The sequence below is a fragment of the Leptospira brenneri genome (genome assembly GCF_002812125.1).
GTDB classification, from domain to species: Bacteria; Spirochaetota; Leptospiria; order Leptospirales; family Leptospiraceae; genus Leptospira_A; species Leptospira_A brenneri.
In genome coordinates this window covers 116,461-135,270 of record NZ_NPDQ01000007.1, presented here as the reverse complement: position 1 = coordinate 135,270, position 18,810 = coordinate 116,461, and the positions used below count along the sequence as shown (strand labels likewise).

General features: G+C 37.5%; 18 protein-coding genes. 12 read left to right on the top strand and 6 right to left on the bottom strand.

All coding sequences use genetic code 11. The annotated features are described in order from the left end of the window. Positions 1 to 3: 3 nt before the first annotated feature. From acpS to CH361_RS15120, 9 genes are read left to right on the top strand one after another with little or no spacing between them, the layout of a single operon-like run. Complete coding sequence (gene acpS, locus CH361_RS15160) at positions 4 to 387, top strand: holo-ACP synthase (protein WP_100791654.1); 384 nt, start codon at positions 4 to 6, stop codon at positions 385 to 387. Further along, the gene (locus tag CH361_RS15155; protein WP_208861456.1) at positions 387 to 608 is read left to right on the top strand and encodes a tetratricopeptide repeat protein; all 222 of its coding nucleotides are present in this window, start codon (positions 387 to 389) and stop codon (positions 606 to 608) included. The genes acpS and CH361_RS15155 overlap by 1 nt, the downstream gene beginning before the upstream one ends. Positions 609 to 613: 5 nt before the next feature. Continuing rightward, positions 614 to 982 carry a bactofilin family protein gene (locus tag CH361_RS15150; protein ID WP_100791652.1) on the top strand — a complete coding sequence of 123 codons (369 nt, stop codon included), beginning with the start codon at positions 614 to 616 and terminating at the stop codon, positions 980 to 982. 1 nt (position 983) lies between these two features. Further along, entirely contained in the window at positions 984 to 2,765 is a 1,782-nt protein-coding gene (locus tag CH361_RS15145) for a sensor histidine kinase (protein ID WP_100791651.1), read from the top strand. Beyond that, the gene (locus CH361_RS15140; RefSeq protein WP_100791650.1) at positions 2,762 to 3,619 is read left to right on the top strand and encodes an SDR family oxidoreductase; all 858 of its coding nucleotides are present in this window, start codon (positions 2,762 to 2,764) and stop codon (positions 3,617 to 3,619) included. Before CH361_RS15145 ends, CH361_RS15140 begins: the two co-directional genes overlap by 4 nt. Positions 3,620 to 3,621: 2 nt before the next feature. After that, on the top strand, positions 3,622 to 3,987 hold the full coding sequence (locus tag CH361_RS15135; protein ID WP_100791802.1) for a cupin domain-containing protein: 366 nt from the start codon (positions 3,622 to 3,624) through the stop codon (positions 3,985 to 3,987). A 13-nt stretch (positions 3,988 to 4,000) separates the two neighbouring features. Continuing rightward, the gene (locus CH361_RS15130) at positions 4,001 to 5,233 is read left to right on the top strand and encodes a PP2C family protein-serine/threonine phosphatase (RefSeq protein ID WP_100791649.1); all 1,233 of its coding nucleotides are present in this window, start codon (positions 4,001 to 4,003) and stop codon (positions 5,231 to 5,233) included. Between the two features lie 13 nt (positions 5,234 to 5,246). After that, positions 5,247 to 6,125 carry an acetyltransferase gene (locus CH361_RS15125; protein WP_100791648.1) on the top strand — a complete coding sequence of 293 codons (879 nt, stop codon included), beginning with the start codon at positions 5,247 to 5,249 and terminating at the stop codon, positions 6,123 to 6,125. After that, positions 6,122 to 7,168 carry an SMP-30/gluconolactonase/LRE family protein gene (locus CH361_RS15120; RefSeq protein ID WP_100791801.1) on the top strand — a complete coding sequence of 349 codons (1,047 nt, stop codon included), beginning with the start codon at positions 6,122 to 6,124 and terminating at the stop codon, positions 7,166 to 7,168. Before CH361_RS15125 ends, CH361_RS15120 begins: the two co-directional genes overlap by 4 nt. Before the next feature lie 72 nt (positions 7,169 to 7,240). Here the strand turns inward: CH361_RS15120 and CH361_RS15115 are convergent, their stop codons facing one another. Further along, positions 7,241 to 10,324 (bottom strand): beta strand repeat-containing protein, encoded by a 3,084-nt coding sequence (locus CH361_RS15115; protein WP_100791647.1) that lies wholly within the window; start codon positions 10,322 to 10,324, stop codon positions 7,241 to 7,243. An 84-nt stretch (positions 10,325 to 10,408) separates the two neighbouring features. Between CH361_RS15115 and CH361_RS15110 the strand changes: the two genes are divergently transcribed. Beyond that, the gene (locus CH361_RS15110; RefSeq protein ID WP_100791646.1) at positions 10,409 to 11,035 is read left to right on the top strand and encodes a trimeric intracellular cation channel family protein; all 627 of its coding nucleotides are present in this window, start codon (positions 10,409 to 10,411) and stop codon (positions 11,033 to 11,035) included. A gap of 198 nt (positions 11,036 to 11,233) precedes the next feature. Beyond that, positions 11,234 to 12,754 carry an HDOD domain-containing protein gene (locus CH361_RS15105; RefSeq protein ID WP_100791645.1) on the top strand — a complete coding sequence of 507 codons (1,521 nt, stop codon included), beginning with the start codon at positions 11,234 to 11,236 and terminating at the stop codon, positions 12,752 to 12,754. A gap of 16 nt (positions 12,755 to 12,770) precedes the next feature. Here the strand turns inward: CH361_RS15105 and msrA are convergent, their stop codons facing one another. The 4 genes from msrA to CH361_RS15085 form a co-directional block, all read right to left on the bottom strand. Beyond that, a complete protein-coding gene (msrA, locus tag CH361_RS15100) occupies positions 12,771 to 13,454 on the bottom strand; it encodes a peptide-methionine (S)-S-oxide reductase MsrA (protein ID WP_100791800.1) in 684 nt (227 codons plus the stop codon). A gap of 49 nt (positions 13,455 to 13,503) precedes the next feature. Next, on the bottom strand, positions 13,504 to 14,028 hold the full coding sequence (locus CH361_RS15095) for a hypothetical protein (protein ID WP_100791644.1): 525 nt from the start codon (positions 14,026 to 14,028) through the stop codon (positions 13,504 to 13,506). A gap of 53 nt (positions 14,029 to 14,081) precedes the next feature. Further along, positions 14,082 to 15,275: a diguanylate cyclase gene (locus CH361_RS15090; protein ID WP_100791643.1), complete on the bottom strand. Its 1,194-nt coding sequence runs from the start codon at positions 15,273 to 15,275 to the stop codon at positions 14,082 to 14,084. A 113-nt stretch (positions 15,276 to 15,388) separates the two neighbouring features. Beyond that, entirely contained in the window at positions 15,389 to 16,969 is a 1,581-nt protein-coding gene (locus CH361_RS15085) for a methyl-accepting chemotaxis protein (protein ID WP_100791642.1), read from the bottom strand. 354 nt (positions 16,970 to 17,323) lie between these two features. Between CH361_RS15085 and CH361_RS15075 the strand changes: the two genes are divergently transcribed. Then, positions 17,324 to 17,806, top strand: a complete 483-nt coding sequence (locus CH361_RS15075; protein WP_100791640.1) for a hypothetical protein — start codon at positions 17,324 to 17,326, stop codon at positions 17,804 to 17,806. Positions 17,807 to 17,953: 147 nt separating this feature from the next. On the opposite strand, the gene CH361_RS15070 is transcribed toward CH361_RS15075, so the two are convergent. After that, positions 17,954 to 18,799: an SGNH/GDSL hydrolase family protein gene (locus CH361_RS15070; RefSeq protein WP_100791639.1), complete on the bottom strand. Its 846-nt coding sequence runs from the start codon at positions 18,797 to 18,799 to the stop codon at positions 17,954 to 17,956. Between the last annotated feature and the right edge of the window lie 11 nt (positions 18,800 to 18,810).

The window sequence follows — 18,810 nt, the reverse complement described above, 5'->3', positions numbered from 1 at the left end:
CTTATGTTATCCGTCGGGAACGACATCGTAGAAAACCAGAGAATTCGTGAACTTCTAGAAAAACACGGGGACCGGTTCCTGAAGCGAGTTTTTACCGAAGAAGAAGTGGAATATTGCCACAAACACAAAGATCCCGTCCCCTTCCTTGCGGGTCGATTTGCCTGCAAAGAGGCCGTCATTAAGGCCCTAAACCTAAATCCTGGGGAAGTGGCCGATATGCGGGAGATTGAACTTGCTGGTACAAATTTTGGTAAAAAAACGCTAGTCATCCATGGGAAAACTGAGAAGTTTTTCCGAGAGAAAGGATTTACGAACAGTTCCGTTTCCATCAGCCATGCTGACCATTACGCCACTGCCGTTGTCGTTTTTTACAAGGAGCCCAAATGATCGTTAGTGATAAAATGAAGGCAGTTCTGGTTCATTATAACCAAGCTCTTTCTTTGTATAAGTCGCGAAAGTTCGCAGAAGCAAAAGAAGAGTTCAAAAAAGGACTAGCGATTCATCCCGAAGATGGCCCTTCCAAATTATACATCGAACGTTGTGATGATTATATCGCAGACCCCCCACCAGAAGATTGGGATGGGGTGTACAATATGAAAACTAAATAGGAACTATGTCAAAAAAAGAAATGCAAACAACCATCACCGAACACGGAGTCATTGCCACCATTCTCGGAAAAGAAACAGCATTCAGTGGAACTTTAGCCTTTAAAAAACCGTTACAAATCTCTGGCGACTTCACCGGTGAAATCATCTCTGATGGTTATCTAGTCATCAGTGAAGGAGCACGAGTTAAGGCGAACATCAAAGCCGGAACCGTTGTTGTTGGTGGTACCATCATTGGAAACGTAACTGCTACACAAAGATTGGAGATGTTATCCACTGGGAAAGTGCAAGGTAACATTCGAACCGCTAAACTACAAATTGCCGATGGTGTTGTATTTGACGGAAATTGTGAAATGCTAAGTAGCGAAGAATCTTAGTTTGTGGCAATTTCATCCTTATAGCCTACTTTTATTTTTAGCATTCGGCTTCAATCTTGTATTGGGGCTTTTCGTTTTAAAATCCTTCCGCCTAGACCTTGTTAAATACCTTTTAATTTTAGTTTTCGGTTCCATGATGTGGACCGGATTCTATGGAATTGATTTTGTATTTATCAGTCCTGATTTTCACAGATCCTTTATTGCACTTTTATACATTGGTGTTGCCATTGCAAACTTAGGAATGGTTCTTGTTTCATTAGAATTTACACAAAACAAACATTTGTTGACAAAGAAGTTTTGGGTTCTTTTAACGATTCAACCACTTTTAACATTAGCTATTTGTGTTTTGGATCCAATCTTTAAAACTTTAACACTTGATACTTATTTAGTGAATGTCAATGGAAGGATTCAGTGGGTTCAGGAAACTAATATAGGTGGATTTATTGTTTCTTATTTTTTTTCTTTTTGTTGGTCTTCATTTGTTGCGTATTTATTAATCAAAGGTATTTTTATATCAAAATCAACAGAAAGGCGACGTTACCTGTTGATTTTGTTTTCTTATTTATTCATTTGGGTCACTGCGATTTTACATAAATCAGGTTTTCGACCTCTGCCAGGACTTAATATCACCGCTGTCATGAGTACAATGCAGGTGATTCTAATTTTCTTTGCCATTGGATACTATCGAATGTTTGATCTTGTTCCTTTGGTCCGGGGAGAAATTGTAGATGAGTTAGATGAAGCAGTTGTGATTCTTGATTTTAACCATAGAATTGTGGATTGGAATATGGCCGCCGAACATTTGTTCCAGATTGCCTCAAAAAATTCCACTTTACTTTCGCATAAATATTTTTTTTCTTCTGCACCCGGCATCATTTCTAAGTTAGATCATCTTTCTGAAAAACGTACTCTCACAAAATGGATTTGGGAAAAAGACGAGAAATATTGGGAAGTTACCGCCAAACAGATTCGTGATGCAAATCGCAAAAAAATTGGAATGGTTCTTGTTTTTCGAGACAATACTGAACAAAGAAATTTAGAAAAACAAATGTCTAACGTGAACCGTGAACTCATGGTAGCTAACGGTACTAAGGATCGGTTTTTATCAATCATATCTCATGATTTACGTGGCCCCCTTGCTGGAATTAAGATGTTACTTAAAGTTTTAAATGAGGATATGAAAAAAAAGGAAGATGCTCTTGCGGGGATGACACAATCTCTTGTTGATGCAACGGAGTCTGTTTTTTCCTTATTAGAAAACCTTTTAGAATGGTCTAAGTTACAAAGAGGTGAAGAACAGTTTCGTCCACATTATTACCGGCTAGATAATATCGTCAGAGAATGTTTGGAATTGTTTACTTTGAGTGCTTCCAGTAAAGGTATTAGTTTAGAAGTAGAGATTCCTTCTCATGCGATGGTTTTCTGTGACGATCGTATGATTGTTACAGTGGTGCGAAATTTAGTTTCGAATGCACTAAAGTTCAGTCATAATAACGGAAAAGTTTTAATTCAAGCGAAAGATCAAGGTGATGATTGGAAAGTCTCCGTTTTAGATTCTGGAGTAGGTATGTCAAAGGTTATCCTTGATAAACTTTTTAAGGTCGGAGAAGTCATTAAATCTACCGGTACCCAAGGCGAAACGGGAAATGGAATTGGTCTTTTGCTTTGTAACGAATTTGTTACTGTCAACGGAGGGACTTTGTTTGCTGAGAGTGATGGAGTTTCTGGTTCTAAGTTTGTTTTCACCATTCCTAAAAAAATCAAAGAGGAGATCATTTCATGAACAAGGTAATTGTAGTTACTGGTGCCACTGATGGTATCGGGCGGGTATGCGCTCATTCCTTTGCCAAAAACCAAGATGAATTAATTTTAGTTGGTCGTAATGCTGATAAATTAGCTGCACTTGTGTATTCCTTACAAACCACTGGTGCCGTAGTCCATTCCTATATAGCGGACCTATCGTCGGCAAAAGAAACTTTTTTATTATCAGAAACGATTCGAAAAAATCATCCAAAGATTGATGTTTTATTGAATAATGCAGGTGCATATTTTGATCAACATACGCTTACCAAAGAAGGGCTTGAATCTACATTTGCATTGAACCATTTAAATTACTTTGTTTTGACGCTTGGTTTACTACCTAGTTTAAAAAAAGCGGGAGAGGCAAGAATAGTGAATGTGGCATCACGTGCACATATGGGTGTATCTTTAGATTTTAACGATCTATTAGGTGCTAAGGATTATTCAGGTTGGAAACAATACCAAAGATCCAAACTTATGAATATTTACTTTAGTTATGAACTCGCCGAACGTTTGAACCAAACAAAAATTACAGTTAATTGTTTACATCCAGGATTTGTGAAAACTAAATTTGGGCAAAATAACGAAGGTTTAGCGAAGATACTGTTGACGTTTGCTCAAAACGTTTTTGCAATTTCGGAAGATAAGGGTGCGGAAACATCAATTTTTTTGGCCACAGATCCATCATTAACATCTGTGTCCGGTAAATACTTTGTTAAAAAGAAGATAACAAAAAGTTCTGACGAGTCTTATGAAATTTCTGCACGAAGAAATTTATGGGCTTACACAGAAGATCTTTTGAAACATAAATTTAGTTTTAAATTTCCTGGTTTTTGAGTATGGGATTCAAACACCAAAGAGAACCAATCCAAATTCCAGTTCCCGGAGGGAAAACCATCTCGGAACATTTTGGTATTCCGTCTACGGGAAATTCGGATGTCTCCATTGCCCATATGATCGCTCCCAGTGGATGGGGTGAACCTTCACAAACACCTAACTTCGATGAGTTTACTCTGATGGTTCGTGGTAAAAAACAAATCGAAGTCGCTGGGAAAGTCGTAATTTTATCTGCAGGTGAATCCATTTTTATAGAAAAGGGAACCAAGGTAAGATATTCAAATCCATTTCCAGAGGAAGCAGAATACTGGTCAGTTTGTAAGCCAGCTTTTTCGATAGATTTAGTGAATCGGGAAGAAGAGATATAAGGGTCATTCAGATATGGGAACTGAGGAGAAACCAACAGCAGATTTAAGTTTCTTAAAAAAAGAAATGAAACGTGTGCTTTTTTCTAAAGGTTCTCTTATTATCCAGCAATACTCGTTAGGTGATTCTTTTTATTTTATAGAATCTGGGGTTGTCGAAGTTTGGAAATATTTGGATGAGAGTAAACAAGAAATTCTTGTGATCGGTGATTTAGTTTCCGGTGATTATTTTGGAGAAATTGCTCTAATTGATTCAGCACCTCGTACTGTTAATATTTCTGCAAAGGAAGATTCCGTTCTTTATGAACTTACGCGAGAAGATTTTCATCGTTTGATTCAGACTAATCCCGATATGACATTAACTCTTTTAAAGTTGTTAACTGCCAGGATTCGCAACGCAGAACAAAGAGAAAATCAGGTTCTCATTCAGAAAAATAGGGAACTTCGTTTGCAGAATGAAAACTTGGAAGAAATTGTTAAAGAAAGAACGGCCAAGTTGACCCAATCCTTAAAAATCATCCAAGAGGATTTAGAAACGGCAAAAACAATCCAACAGAACATTTTACCATTGGGTTTAAGATATGTTGCACACTTGGATTTTGGTTCGGCATTTGAGCCTATGGCGGAAGTTGGTGGAGATATATTTGATGTGATTCGTTTAGAAAAATCTAAGATCAGATTATTTTTAGCAGATGCTATCGGTCATGGTGTACAGGCGGCACTCATTACGATGGCGATCAAGGCTGAATACGATCATATTAAACACAATCGTAATTATCCTGCAGATGTTCTTTATGAATTAAATCGAATTTTTATAGACCGGTATGGAAAAAAGTCCAACCAGTTCACTGCAGTTATTGTTGATTTAAATTTAGAAGAAAACCAATTGACCTATTCTTCCGCAGGTCATAATGAACCTTATGTAGTGAAAAAAGATGAAATCATCGCTCTCACAGAGTCTGGAGTTATGTTGGGTTTAGAGAAAGATGTCGAATACTCAAATCATTCTTTGGCTTTTGGTTTGGGGGATCGATTGTTTATGATTTCTGATGGATATTTGGAACAAGAAAATGAAGAAGGAAATCTTTTGGGAGAGACCAAATTGCTTTCCAGTTTTGCATCTGCTAGAAGTCTGGATCTAAATTTGGTCGATACAATTAGTTCGCTCATGAATGATTTTCATTCATTTAGAGGAAGTTCCTCTATGATGGATGATGTTACGATTCTTGGAATCGGTACTTCGTATTAAATAGGAGATTTGTTTGGGTTTAATCATTGCATACATTTTATTTCTTTTGAATTTATTGTCGATCATACCAACTATGTACCCGCTATATATTTGGAAGTTGGTAACGACTGGTTCGCTCAGAAGGCTAGGCGACAGATTGTTGTTAAAAGTTGGAGAGATTTGGATCGAAAACAACTATAGAATTTCGAGATTTTTATACGGCGTACAATTCGAAGTGATTGGTGATGGTTATAAGGATTTAAAAAAAGATGGGCGTTATATGATCATTTGTAACCACCAATCTTGGTCTGATATCTACATCATCCAATCTGTTCTAAATCGTAGAATTCCTCTCATTCGTTTTTTTATTAAAGATTCTTTGAGATATGTTCCGATTCTTGGGCATGCCTGGCTTGCTCTTGATTTCCCTTTTGTAAAAAGAAGTACCAAGGAGCAGTTAAAAAAAAATCCAGAACTTGCTACTAAAGACTTAGAAAACGTTAAAAAAGTTTGTGAGAAGTTTAATGGGATGCCTTTTTCAATTTTAAACTTTCTCGAAGGTCATCGTCGGACCCCAGAACGCGTCAAAAAACTACTGAAAAAAAATCCCTACCAACATTTACTTCGCCCGCACAGTGGTGGAATCTCGGTTGTATCTACGGCACTAAAGAATTCGCTTGATGCTTTTATTGATTTAACGATAGTTTATCCTACAGAAAATCCTAGTTTTCTGGAATTGATGCAAGGTAAAATTCGTAAACTAAAAGTGTTTGTGGATGTGATCCCTGCCTCAGAAGTTCCAATAGAAGAAAACGAACAGTTCGCACCTATGTCTAAAAAAATGAAACGATGGGTGGACGAAAGATGGGCTTTGAAAGATACTTTGATCGAAAAGGAAAAACAATCAAAATGAAACAGAAATATATTCTAATCTATCTATTTGTTTTCTCTGCCTTCTTTGCATGTAAGTCATTTGACCCAGTGGCTTACGAACCTCCCACCAAACCAGAATCCGTTGGTGTTTATACACCTAACACAGAATTGCAAAAGTCAATTCTACTCGCAATTGGTAAGGTAAAAGGTTTGGAATCTTTAGAAGTAGATACTGATGGCAATATTTATGGAGGAGATAAAGACGGTCGTATCATTCGCATTACCCTGAAAGGGGAAATTAAACCAATTGCTAAAACTGGTGGGCGTCCACTTGGAATTCAGTTTGATAAATTAGGGAATTTAATTATCGCAGATGCCTACCGTGGCCTTCTTTCTTTGGATAAAGAAGGTAAGATTACGGTTCTTGTTTCCGAATACAAAGGCAAACCATTTAAATTTACGGATGATGTTGATATTGCTTCGGATGGAAAAATTTACTTTTCTGATGCTTCTGTATATGAACAAAAAGAATACTTATATGATCTTTTGGAAGCAAGACCATATGGGCGTGTTTTTGTTTACGATCCAAAAACGAAAGAAACCGAATTACTTGCGGACGGCTTATATTTCGCAAATGGGATTGCTTTATCTAAGAATGAAGACTATTTGCTAGTGAACGAAACTTATCGTTATAGAATCACTAAACTTTGGTTAAAGGGTCCGAAAAAAGGCTCCAAAGAAACAGTGATTGAAAATTTACCTGGTTTCCCAGATAATATCACTCGGAATGAATCTGGGGATTTTTGGGTGGCTCTTTTCACAGTAAGAAATGACCGAATGGACAATATGCATCCTTCTCCTGTTGTCAAAAGGATGATTTCTTTTCTTCCTAAATTCCTTTGGCCAAAACCAGAACCATATGGATATGCGCTTAAGATGGATGGAAATGGAAAGGTGCTTATGACTTTACAGGATCCAGGTGGAGAACATTTAAAAGAAGTAACGAGTGTATTAGAGAAAAAAAGACAATTATATATTGGAAGTTTGTACAACGACCGAGTGGGAATTTACGTTTTACCTTAGATACGAGTTAGTAAAAATCGATACTCTGCAATCAGCCATATTCGCTTTCGCACCTAACCAATATTGTATTGGTTAAGGTGTGCAGGCTTGATCATATTCTACAGCACCTAGACTAACAGCACCATCACTTCCCGGCCTCGTCCCACTTCCATTAAAACTATCTGTAATGATTTGGTTTGTTGATTTTGTAATCAAACAGGGACTCGTCGTTTTCGGAGTATAAACTGCAATCGTTCCAAAGTTTAACACAAAGTCGGGATCGATATTTAGGTTATTCCCAAAGTTGGCGGCAGTTCCAAGTGGTACAGAACAACTGAGTGTACCGGGAATTCCGCCGGCACAGATAGAATAAATTGACGCATTATGATACACATGATTGGGGCAGTTAAATAATACATTATACTTAATTGCAGTTTGAATGCCTAGGCCTGCGTTATAAATACAAGTATTACTGCCTGTGTTACTATTCACCATAAACACATTGTTTTGAATGTCCATGGAAGTGGAAAGACTCGCAATGAATAATGCGGTTTCAGTTGATGTATCGCTGATTCCACTGTTCACAGTATTGTGATAAATTCTTAAGGGAGTAGTCACACTTGATATTTCTATTCCTCTTGCATAGTGTGAACTTCTACCATTTTGAATCCAATTATTGGAAACTAACATCGCTCCAGCAGAAGATAAACTAATCCCTGCTACCGTAGAAGAGGTTGAACCTCCGTTGACCCTTCCTAAACGAATGTAATTTCCGGAAATAATAGAAGCTGTATTCAGTCCGTTACCTCGAATCCCATATACCAATGCCGTTGCGGTCGTTGATGAGTCACCCACTGTAATGGAATTGTTCTCGAAGGTAGCAGTGGTTCCTCCTCCAAACATATAGATTCCAGAAGCTGTTGAGAGGAAGGTCGGTGTTGACACATTTCCTACTTCGATCACATTTCTTCTAACGATATGTCCACTCAAAAGAAAAACACCATAAGATTCAGTCCCGCCGTTTCCACTTCGGATTAAGTTACCTTGTGTGGCAGAACCGATTTCCACGCTGGTTGCTACACTGATCTTCACTCCAGAAGACCTGTAGGAGTTTAGGGCGTTGATAATATTTCCAGAAAGAATGCCTGTGGAACTAGCTCCGGAAGTGATTTCGAATCCTACACTTGTGGAACCAGTTGATAAAACAGGGTCTGCATTCATACTCTCAGCAGTGATGGCATTCCCTCGGATGTTTGAAACAATCATTCCGGCGGATCCTACATATTGAACTCCTTTGGAATTGGCGTTGATGATCGAATTAAGGCCTCCGCTAGAAATGGAATTGGAGAGAAGGACTGGAGTCAGAGTGCCCACTGAGGACATATATACCCCGACAGAAGTGCAAGCATCCGCACTACATCTGCCACCACCGATCACATTAAGTATCAAGTAAGGATTGCTATTTAGGGCAAATATTCCGTAAGTCCCACTAACTGCCCTTCCTCCTCCGACCTTGTTATTAATGAAACGGACGAAACTTGTCGCATTTAAGGATACACCGGCCATGTAAGGCGCGGGAGTTAAACCTGCTTGTATATCAAATCCAGAAACGACAGTGGTGGTCGTAACAGTAAGGTCTGCAAATATGGGGGCACAGGGATTTGTTGCTGTTGCGGCTGCGCAACTAGCAGGTGTAGTGGCCATCGTTATAATGGATGTATCCAGCGTTGTATCTTGACTTGAAAATCCAGTAGTATAACTTCCGTAAAGGGATACACCAGAAACGAGTTGGATTCGATCTCCAACGGCCGAAGAATCGTAGGTGCCGGCTTCTACAAGTACAGCACAGTCTCCGCTGGCACATCCACCGAAGTCATCGATGGCAGCTTGGATATTTCTTTTCGGTGATGCGGCAGTATTACCAGGATTTATATCAAATCCGGAAGCAGAAACATAACGAATGTTCGATGGAATCAGATAAAGTAAAGTGACTGATGAGGAAAGGGGATGTCCACCCACACTATTACAGCTGAGTGTTAGGGTTTTATGACCAGCGGCCCAGGAATCTGTCGCTGCTGGTGAAACAATGAGAGTGTCATTCGTTAGAGTGGTTGTTGCCACTGCAAACTGGATTGGCATACTCAAAGTAGTGTTTAATGTACCACTGGACCCAACACAACTGCCGGCATTGATTTCATCCGAAAATTGTAACCGAAGACTTTCTGTCGGTTGGAGAACCCCTCCATTGGAAGGATTCATACTTAAGACACTAAAACAATTGGCAAGAACAGATATGGTTCCCGTTACGGTTCCTCCTGTAGAGGAAAGAACACATTGGTGGTTTGCTGGGGTGGAAATGATTTGAAGACTATACGAATTGTTTGTTATGATGTTTGTCGGGAACCGGTGTAATCCGTTGGTGGAAATGGTGAGTAACTCTGTATTATTATTCCGAATGGATAATGTTCCCGATGCGATCCCGACGGCGGTGACTTCAATGGGGAAGGCAGTTGATGTACAAGCGATTGTAATATTGGTAATATTGGTTCCAGCGATGGTTCCAGCACCGTTTGTTGTGACACAATTTTGGACTGGATGATTTGGTTGTGTGGTCACGGATACATTATAAGTAGTTCCATCTAAATAGGTTTGAGTAAAAGCAAAGGCTCCTGAAGCTACCGCTACATTCAATGTGGATCCATCAAAAGAATTGGTGAGAACAAGACCAGTGACTCCATCTAGACCAGTGATGGTTCCTCCAATGGTATAACGCAAAGGGTCACAATTCACGATGATTGATGTGACATCGCCATATCCCACCACTCCTGTTCCTCCACTGACAGAACAAGTTTGGATGGGAAGAGTTGGCTGGGTATTGATTGTTACGTCAAAATTACTCCCGGTTGTGAGATTCGTTGTGAATTGGTACGAACCATTAGCGTTGATTGTCTTGGTTTCAACACCGGAATTTAAATTTATGATTAAGTTAGAACCGAGAAGACCGGATACAGTGAAGGATACATTGTGTGGGCCTGTAGATCCAGGATTGACCAAACTGCGGAGTTGGAGGACGTCGGAAACGGATTGTAAAAAACCTTTGGACAAACTAGGGATACATGCCTGGAATAGAAGGGTAGGGATGAGAATGGCATTCCTAATGAATGAAAAAGATTTCATAATATCTCTACTTTATACAACAATTGAAAGCTAGGGAGAACGTCATTTTATTTCTGTCTAAATGGGAAAAGTAGGTTAGAATTCGTGGAATTTAGTTTTTCTTATTACATTGGACTTTCGGGCATCATGGTTTTTACGATATCTGGAGCCCTTGCAGCTTTGGAACATAAAGACCATCACCATGATCTTTTCAGTGTATTTTTCACAGGTTTCATCACTGCGATTGGTGGTGGGACTTTACGAGACATTACCCTGGGAAATTACCCAGTTTCTTGGGTTCGAGATGAAAATATTCTTTGGTCCATCTTTGTGGGGTTTCTTCTTGTCATTCTTTTGCCACGATTACTTGCAAAACTAAGAGATGAGTTATTTCTTTTTGATACTCTTGGCATAGGAATTTATACAGTGCTCGGGACAAGGATTGCTTTGGATCATGGAGTGAATTTTTTTGCCTCTGCACTCCTAGGAATGATTTCTGCAATCTTCGGCGGTGTCATTCGAGATACTCTTATGAATGAAGTTCCATTTATATTCAGAAAAGAAATCTATGCTACTGCTTGTTTGGTGGGATCGGTATTATACATTTTCCTAAATTTTTTAAATGTAAGTGATAATTTAAATCTAATTATCTCTGCAACTGTCGTTGTTTGTATCCGTGTTGTTGCGGTTCGTTACAACTTAGGTTTACCGAAGATCAAAATCTTTGATTAATAAGTACGCAAGACGTAGCAAAATCAGGGATTAAACCTATCTTATTTTTCGTACTTACCGCAAGAATTTTCTGTTCCGCTATTTTATTGTTAAACGCTTGCACTCTTAAAATATTTGCTTTGGATGGAGTAGAAGTGTTGCCATCGTCATTGGCTTAGGGAAATTCCCTTTTGGCGCTTCTTCTTTTTTAGAGGTTTTATGGCTAGTCCGAAGGCAGTCACGTTAGAATACAAACAAGACTTAGGTCTTCATTCTAATATAGATAATATCAATCATCCGATTCTAGAAAACGCACCTTTTCATTTTAAATTTTTTCAAATCACTGATGAAGTAGAAAATACTTTATATCAAATTCTCGATAGATTTTTATTACAATTAGATCTAATCATTGTTAGGGATTCCGTACTTGCTGCAGTTAAGGAAACCGTGACCAATGCCATTAAGGCAAATGCAAAACGAGTTTTTTTTAAAAACCGAGCCAGTAATATCGAAAACGAAGCTGAATACGAAGCAGAGATTGCCGAGTTTAAAAAATCGTATCTTGAAAACCGAGATATTATCGAAGATTCACTACAAAAAAATAATTTTGGTGTTTTTGTTTCCTTTATTCATAACAAAAGTTTGATGCGTATTCGTATTATGAATAATGTGCAGCTCACCACAGCTGAATCAGCCAGAATTAAAGAAAGAATTGATAAAGCAAAAACTTATAATGATTTAGCAGATGCTTTTATGGATATGTCTAGCGAACAGGAAGGAGCCGGTCTTGGTTTGATTATGACCCTTATGATGCTTCGTAATGATGGTTTAGGTGATTCAGCGTTTAAGTTTGAATCTGGTGAAAACAAAACTGTTTTTATGATCGACATTCCTTCTAAGGTTTCAAAAGAAAATTTACAATTAGAGAAAATCGATTCAATCGTTTCTCAAATTGACAATCTACCAACTTTCCCGAAAGCCATTAAAGACATCCAAGATGCCATAGACAAACCCAACTCTAGTATTGGAACCATCGCAGAGATGATCAAAAGGGATATTGCTTTATCTGCCAATATTCTTAAACTATCGAACTCTGCTGCGTTCCGAAGAGGGGGAAAGGTAGAAAGTTTAGATCGCGCCATCCAACTCATCGGTTTAAAAGAATTACAAACTTTGTTGTATAGTCTTGGAACCAAGCAGATGTTAGAAGACAAGTTCCCCGCTTTTACTGCTATTTGGGAAAAGTCAAATGAGTCTGCTTTTTATTGTAAAGCAATTGGTCAGAAAATGGGTTTAAATAAGTCTGACTTAAGTAACCTGATTGCCGCTTCCCTTTTACATGACATAGGTGAAATTTTATTATTATCTTTTGACAAACAACATATGTCAAAAATCAAAACATATTCAAATTCTAGAGAAATTGCCTCAACCATTAGTATGGAAGAATCTGCCATTGGAATCACTCATTCGAAGTTAGGTGCTATGGTTGGTGAAAAATGGAATTTCCCAATCCTTTATACAAAAGCAATGGAGTTTCATCATAGACCTCTTCTGACAGACGAAGTGTATGCTGATATCGTTTTTCCTATTTATTTGAGTGATATGATGATTTCCATCAGTGCCAAAGAGGCCAAATCCTCAGAAATTCCAGAAGAAATTCTGAAAAAATGTAAGTTTCAAAGTAAGTCTGAGTTTGATTCTTTTCGCACAAAACTGAAAGAACAATTTTTATCTTATTAATTCCTGTTCAATTTCGTTATCGCGCTGAATTTTTATAAAGTTCATACCTTGATTGGAATTCTTGAAACCTCGGAATGGAAACAGCACGAACATAGGATTGGTTTGGATGGTTTTGGATAAAGTTTTGGTGGTATTCTTCTGCTTTGTAAAATTCTTTTAGTTCTTGGTATTCAGTAACGATTCTATTTTCCCAAATTTTTTTACTTCCTATCTCTTCTTGGACTTTTTTCGCAATTTTTCGTTCTTCTTCCGTTGAATAAAATAAAATGGATCTGTAGGAAGTCCCTTCATCAGGCCCTTGTCTATTGAGAGTGGTTGGGTCATGGGAGAGGAAAAAAATTCTACAAAGTTCCGCATAATCTATCTTAGATGGATCGTAATACACCAAAACTGTTTCTGCGTGGCCTGTAGTTTCTGTATTCACTAAATCATAAGTTGGATTTTTTGTATGCCCTCCAGCATAACCGGAGATCACATCTAATACTCCTGGGACTGATTCAAAGATATGTTCGGAACACCAAAAACAACCTTCAGCAAAGGCCGCAAGTTTTTGTCCAGGTTTTGGTTGTAAGAGAACTTTTTCGACAGAGTTGTCTTTATTTGAGAAGAGCTGGCATTGTAAATGAATGAAAGTGAAAAAGAAAAAAAGAATTCCGTGAATCAACAAAGGAAAAGTTGGAAATTTATTTTTTAGTGCCATATCCATTAGATTGGATTTTCTTCGATTTGGTTGTCATCTTCCTCTTTCGTTAGGGTGGTGTGACATCTTTTTCCTCTGGAAACTGATCCTTATTTCCCGGGAATCCCCCTCCAGATCTGCCAGTATAAATAAAAACGTTCCTTGATCCTGAAAAACTAGCCATTGGTTTGTAGAATTTTTGTTTGATGAAATAACCAAGAATCGTTGTCATCAGTGCTGCCGTATATGTCCAGGATTCGTAACCAATCTGGTATGCAAAAAAATAAGTTCCAGAAAGGATGAATGTTTGGCTAAGTAACCAAACGGTAGTTCGGTTTAGCAAAAATTTCACCCATCCAATCTCAGTGACTTGATTTCTAATTCCTTGTAGAACAATTCCAAGAATCGGAATTCTAAGCAAAAAACCCAAAAGTCCAAAAACCACAATGAGAATCAGAACCAACCAAAATGTAGAGAAAATAACATTCCACCAAAAGAGAAATCGGAGTGGGGGAACAAGACCAGACGGCCAGGCAAACTCTGGAGAAAGCAGAGAGAATAAAGCCCAAAAGAAACTCAGGTAAAAACCAAACACGATTGAAGAGAAACTTTTACAAGAAGATCCGGCAAGAAAAATTTATCTAGTGATCAAATGACAATACTAGGAATTTCGGATTGAAAGCGTTGTAAGGTGTAAAGGTCAGATAATTTGGATTGGTCCTCGGGAGAGAGGTCCAAAAACTCAGCTCCCATATGGAACCTATGAATTCCAATTTCTTCTTTTCGGATCACTTTGATTTTCGCATTCATTTCTTTGTTTGATTCCGATTCTCTTAGTTTGACATCGAAGGATTCATTCAGGGAGATATCTTCTTCCGTATCAAAAGCGATTCCTGTAACCGAAATATTTTTCGAAATGGTTTTCATCGTTTTGTCTGGCAAAATGAAAAGGAGTTCTAAGTTGGCATCAAAACGTAGACTACTTCTTTTTTCGTTGGAATAAGCAACAATTTGATTTTTACCAGATTGTTTTGCTGTATATAAGGCTCGGTCAGCAAGATCATACATTTCTGAACATGTTTTCACTTTTTCTGGGTAAGATACAATTCCGCCACTAATCGTTACCGGTTTTTCACTGAGTTTGATTTTACGGCAAGCCTCTAAAAGTTTTTCTGATGCGATAAGGGCTTGTTCTTCGTTTGTTTGCGGAAATATAACGGCAAATTCTTCTCCACCGATACGACAAGCTGTGTCTTCGATACGCAAACAAGAGGTGATTTGTTTTGCTACTTTAGCCAGAATTTCATCCCCAGTGGTGTGACCATAAGTATCATTGATTTTTTTAAAATCATCAATATCGATAATGAGAAGTGAAAGGTTTTGATTGTATCTTGTGGATTGTTTGAATTCACGCACTAGTGCTGTTTCAAAATGCCTTCTGTTGTATAATCTTGTGAGTTCATCGACTAATATTAGTTTTTCGGTCTCAGCAAACAGTTTCATCTCAATGATTTTTGGATTTTTAATTTTTTTATTGATGTTTGTGAAATAATCTAAGGTTGCGATGCGGATTCCTACCGAACGACCCAGGCAATGAGTTAGTTTGTTTTTGTTTTCTATGATTTCTTGCCAAACGGAGATGGATTCGTTTTCGGGGATTTCCAAGGAGGACAAAACTCTTAAGAGTGCAGAATGGATTTGTGCATCTTCTAAATTATGAAATTGGTTTTCTTTGATTTTTTGGATGATCAAATCCTCGTGACAAGGATCCTCTTCCAAAATTGCCATGATTGTATCTTCTATTCGTTGTCCGGGTAGACCGGTATGTTTATTTTTTCGCATTGCAGGTGAAAGGAATCAATTTATTTCCTAGAATAACCCAAAGTTTAAGATAGGTATCGTCTTGTAAAGAGAGGTTTCATCCTAAAACTTTGTTCAGTCTAAAGGGAAATCCCTTAGGTTGCCGTTAATTGCTGGGACTGAGAATGGATCTCGTTGATTTCCTCATAAAGCAGTTGGACGGAATCTGCCAGTTTTTGTGTGGTTTCATCAATAACAGTGATAGCACGATTGATCTCTTTACTACCAGACATTTGTTCTTGTGCGATCACTCCAATCTGTTCGGAAAGTACATGGAGTTCGGAAAAGGTGACTCTCAGTTTTGTATTTAAATTTTCTTGATCAGCAACATGACCTTCTAAACTTAAAATTTCACTTTCAATACGAAGTAATTCTTGGTTTTGACTTTCAACTTGGGTTTTGACTTCTTGGGAAAATCTAGTCCCTTCATTGATTTTTAATCCTGCTTCTTTTACAATTTTTGCAATCGTACCTGCATTGGACTGCGAACGTTCTGCAAGTTTGGCAACTTCTTGAGCGACCACAGCAAACCCACGACCATGTTCCCCTGCTCTGGCTGCTTCAATCGAAGCATTTAATGCGAGTAAGTTGGTTTGATCGGCAATTTCTGACATCATTTGGTTGATTTCTTCTACTTTAGAAAATGCTTGGTTTAGTTCTGAGTAAATGCTGTTTAGTTCTTCCGATGATGTTTTTACCTTTCTACTAAAATCGGCAGAAAGACTGACATCATTTGCGATTTGTGTTGTTTTTGATTTTACACTTTCGCTGATATTCTGAAGAGATAAAAAATCTTGATCAACAATTTTGACTCTTGCGACCTGATCCTCAACTAAATTTGCCGAACTGACTGCCGAAGAAGAAAGTTCTTCCACGGATGCAGAAATCTCTTCTACAGATGCCGCTTGGTTCTGCGATTGGTTATGAAGTTCATCTGACATCGATTGTAATGTGTTCACTGATGTCGCTAATGTATTGGCAGATTTTTCCAATTGAGTTGATTTGTTTGTGATGAAGGTTTGTTTCTCTAAGGAATCTTGAAGTTTCGATTTTAAGTCGGATTGCATTTCTCGGATGAGAGAGACTACAAATCGTAAACTAAAGATAACTCCAAAATAAAAAATAATCTTTTGTACTTCTGTTGCTACAATGATATTGTTTGCCCGAAGCATTTCTGGGGAAGGTTTTGCTACCAGAGCCGAACCTAGTTTTGCTGATAAATAAATTCCGCCTATGTACAAACCAGTGGAAATTAGACCCACTATCATTACTAGTTTTGATTCAAAGAGAAAACTAGAATAAATTGCAATGAATACAAATATAATATAAAAAATGCCGGCATTCACAGTGCTAGCGGCATCTCCTTTGTTTGAATTATTATAAATATCCAAATAGAAAAAACTAACCAAAATGACTAGGTCGATGAAGATGATTGTAAAAGCCCAAGATTTTGAGATCTCTTTTCCTTTGCGTAAAAATTGTCCAGGAATGATGCCATTGAGTAAATAGATAAGGGAACCAATAAAATTTGGAATGAAACTTTTTGTTGCGAAGTTGGCTGCGACACCTAATAAAAAAACAGCGCTAAGACCGTATTTTGTGTAAACGATTAAAGAGACTCCTTTCCGGAATAGATTTCTTTCAAATCGACTGATTTCATTTGTTTCTACGGACATTCCCTAGTCTCCTTTTGGACAGATCGTTCTCTTGTAAACATTACTCATGCAAGGTGGCTCTGTATATGATTTATCTTTCCTCTGACGATTCAATTTTTTTATTTTTAAATGTTTCTTCAGATGCCTACTTAGAGGAGAGGGGTTTTCCAAAAGTTTTTGGCAGGAGGGTAATTTCTTTCGATAGAAAGGAAGGATTTGTCCCAATTAAAATCCAATCGGATGAAATATTGATTTTAGTCCCAGATCGTTCTGCTTTTATGTGCCTAGTGAAATTAAGATTTATACTGATGTTGATTGTGGGTTTATGAAACCTCATTCATTGTTTTAGTTTTGATATCAGAGGAGAGTTGGGAGATGGAAATTTTTAATTATGTTTGGATCCTTTTTATTGCTGTAACAATATTTAATGCTTACGTTCTAAAATTTAGATCCAAAAAATACATCAAAGCAAAACCAGAACTAGAACCTGGATATGAGAAACTAGTGAAAGGAATTCTCGTTTATGGAAATATTCCTTGGGTGATCGTGGGAATCGGAAACCTTTTTCAATATACAAATAGTTTAACGGACTATCTATACTTAAAAACTTTAAATCCTTTTATCATCCTTTTTTACTTTTCTATCTTAGCCCTTTGGTTGTTAGGCATTCATTGGATCTACTTTAAAAAAGGTGCTGAGTTTTTAGAAGAACATCCTGGGCTTGTGGTAGTGAAAGGTGGTAGTAACCCAGAAAACGTTTCTGCAAAGAAAATAAAATTATTCTTTGGAATCATTATGATCTCTAATTTGATTTTCTTTGTGTTTCTTTTATACCAAATTAATTTTATCAAACCTTAGCCGAACGATGACTTTTATTGTATTCCTATAAATCGGAAAAAATATTTTTCGGTTCTTTTTGTACTCTGGAGATTTCCACCGTCACCCTAAGGTCTAAAGTAAGGTTGAATCGATAGAATCTCATACAAAATTGAGTTTAGAACAACCCTACGGTGATTCCTTCTTTGGCAAAATTTCTTCTAAGGCCATACCTTCCAAAACCTTCCCTCCTCGTTCATTTAGGTGGATGGCATCTGTTAAATAATAATATCCATTAGAATCTCCCAAGTCATCCCAACTGGATGTGGTTGAATAATATCTTAAGATGGTCCAATACATTCCCCATGTGCTTTGGATATAAGGTTTGCGAATTTTTAAATTAGATGTTTCTAATCCCTTTGATAGGGTTTCGTGGAACGGTTTATATATCACGGTTTCTTTTCTGGTTACTTCTTTCGTCAGTTCCGCAAAACGTTTGGATCTCTGAAAGGGAATGGAATTCGGATCTTCTCCTAAAACAGGAAGAGAAAAAACGATGAGTTTCGCTTTTGTATCTTTTTTTATGGTTTGAATGATTTTTGTAAGATTTTGAACAAAACTTTCTTCTGTGACTGGATCTTTTAATTTCCAAATACTCGCATAACGATTGTATTCTTCGGGAGACAAGGTTGCCTTTAGGTCATTGGTACCAATCAAGAGAAAAACAAAATCTGGATTGATTTCTTTTAGATTGTCTAGTTGTTCCAAAATTTGTACTGTCAATCGGCTATTGATTCCTTCATTGATCACTTGGTAATCTTTTAAGTTTGGATTTTTTGCAATTGCATCCACATAATCGTAACTTACGCGACCATGAGTGATACTATCTCCTAAAAATACAATCGTCGGAGAATGTTTTGATTTTGCATTTAAAGCCGACTTTAGATTGTTTGATGGAACTTTTGTGGCTTGAAAAATGACGCAAGACTCAAAGATAAAAAAACAGAGAATCCAAAGTTTTGATAGTTGTTTCATGTGATCTAATC

Excerpts from the sequence above, each read along its gene's own strand:
- CH361_RS15075 (WP_100791640.1), top strand. The coding sequence starts at position 17,324 with ATGGAAATTTTTAATTATGTTTGGATCCTTTTTATTGCTGTAACAATA.
- acpS (WP_100791654.1), top strand. The coding sequence starts at position 4 with ATGTTATCCGTCGGGAACGACATCGTAGAAAACCAGAGAATTCGTGAA.
- CH361_RS15085 (WP_100791642.1), bottom strand. The coding sequence starts at position 16,969 with ATGTCCGTAGAAACAAATGAAATCAGTCGATTTGAAAGAAATCTATTC.
- CH361_RS15135 (WP_100791802.1), top strand. The coding sequence starts at position 3,622 with ATGGGATTCAAACACCAAAGAGAACCAATCCAAATTCCAGTTCCCGGA.
- CH361_RS15070 (WP_100791639.1), bottom strand. The coding sequence starts at position 18,799 with ATGAAACAACTATCAAAACTTTGGATTCTCTGTTTTTTTATCTTTGAG.
- CH361_RS15140 (WP_100791650.1), top strand. The coding sequence starts at position 2,762 with ATGAACAAGGTAATTGTAGTTACTGGTGCCACTGATGGTATCGGGCGG.
- CH361_RS15150 (WP_100791652.1), top strand. The coding sequence starts at position 614 with ATGTCAAAAAAAGAAATGCAAACAACCATCACCGAACACGGAGTCATT.
- CH361_RS15090 (WP_100791643.1), bottom strand. The coding sequence starts at position 15,275 with ATGCGAAAAAATAAACATACCGGTCTACCCGGACAACGAATAGAAGAT.
- CH361_RS15120 (WP_100791801.1), top strand. The coding sequence starts at position 6,122 with ATGAAACAGAAATATATTCTAATCTATCTATTTGTTTTCTCTGCCTTC.
- CH361_RS15130 (WP_100791649.1), top strand. The coding sequence starts at position 4,001 with ATGGGAACTGAGGAGAAACCAACAGCAGATTTAAGTTTCTTAAAAAAA.
- CH361_RS15105 (WP_100791645.1), top strand. The coding sequence starts at position 11,234 with ATGGCTAGTCCGAAGGCAGTCACGTTAGAATACAAACAAGACTTAGGT.
- CH361_RS15115 (WP_100791647.1), bottom strand. The coding sequence starts at position 10,324 with ATGAAATCTTTTTCATTCATTAGGAATGCCATTCTCATCCCTACCCTT.
- msrA (WP_100791800.1), bottom strand. The coding sequence starts at position 13,454 with ATGGCACTAAAAAATAAATTTCCAACTTTTCCTTTGTTGATTCACGGA.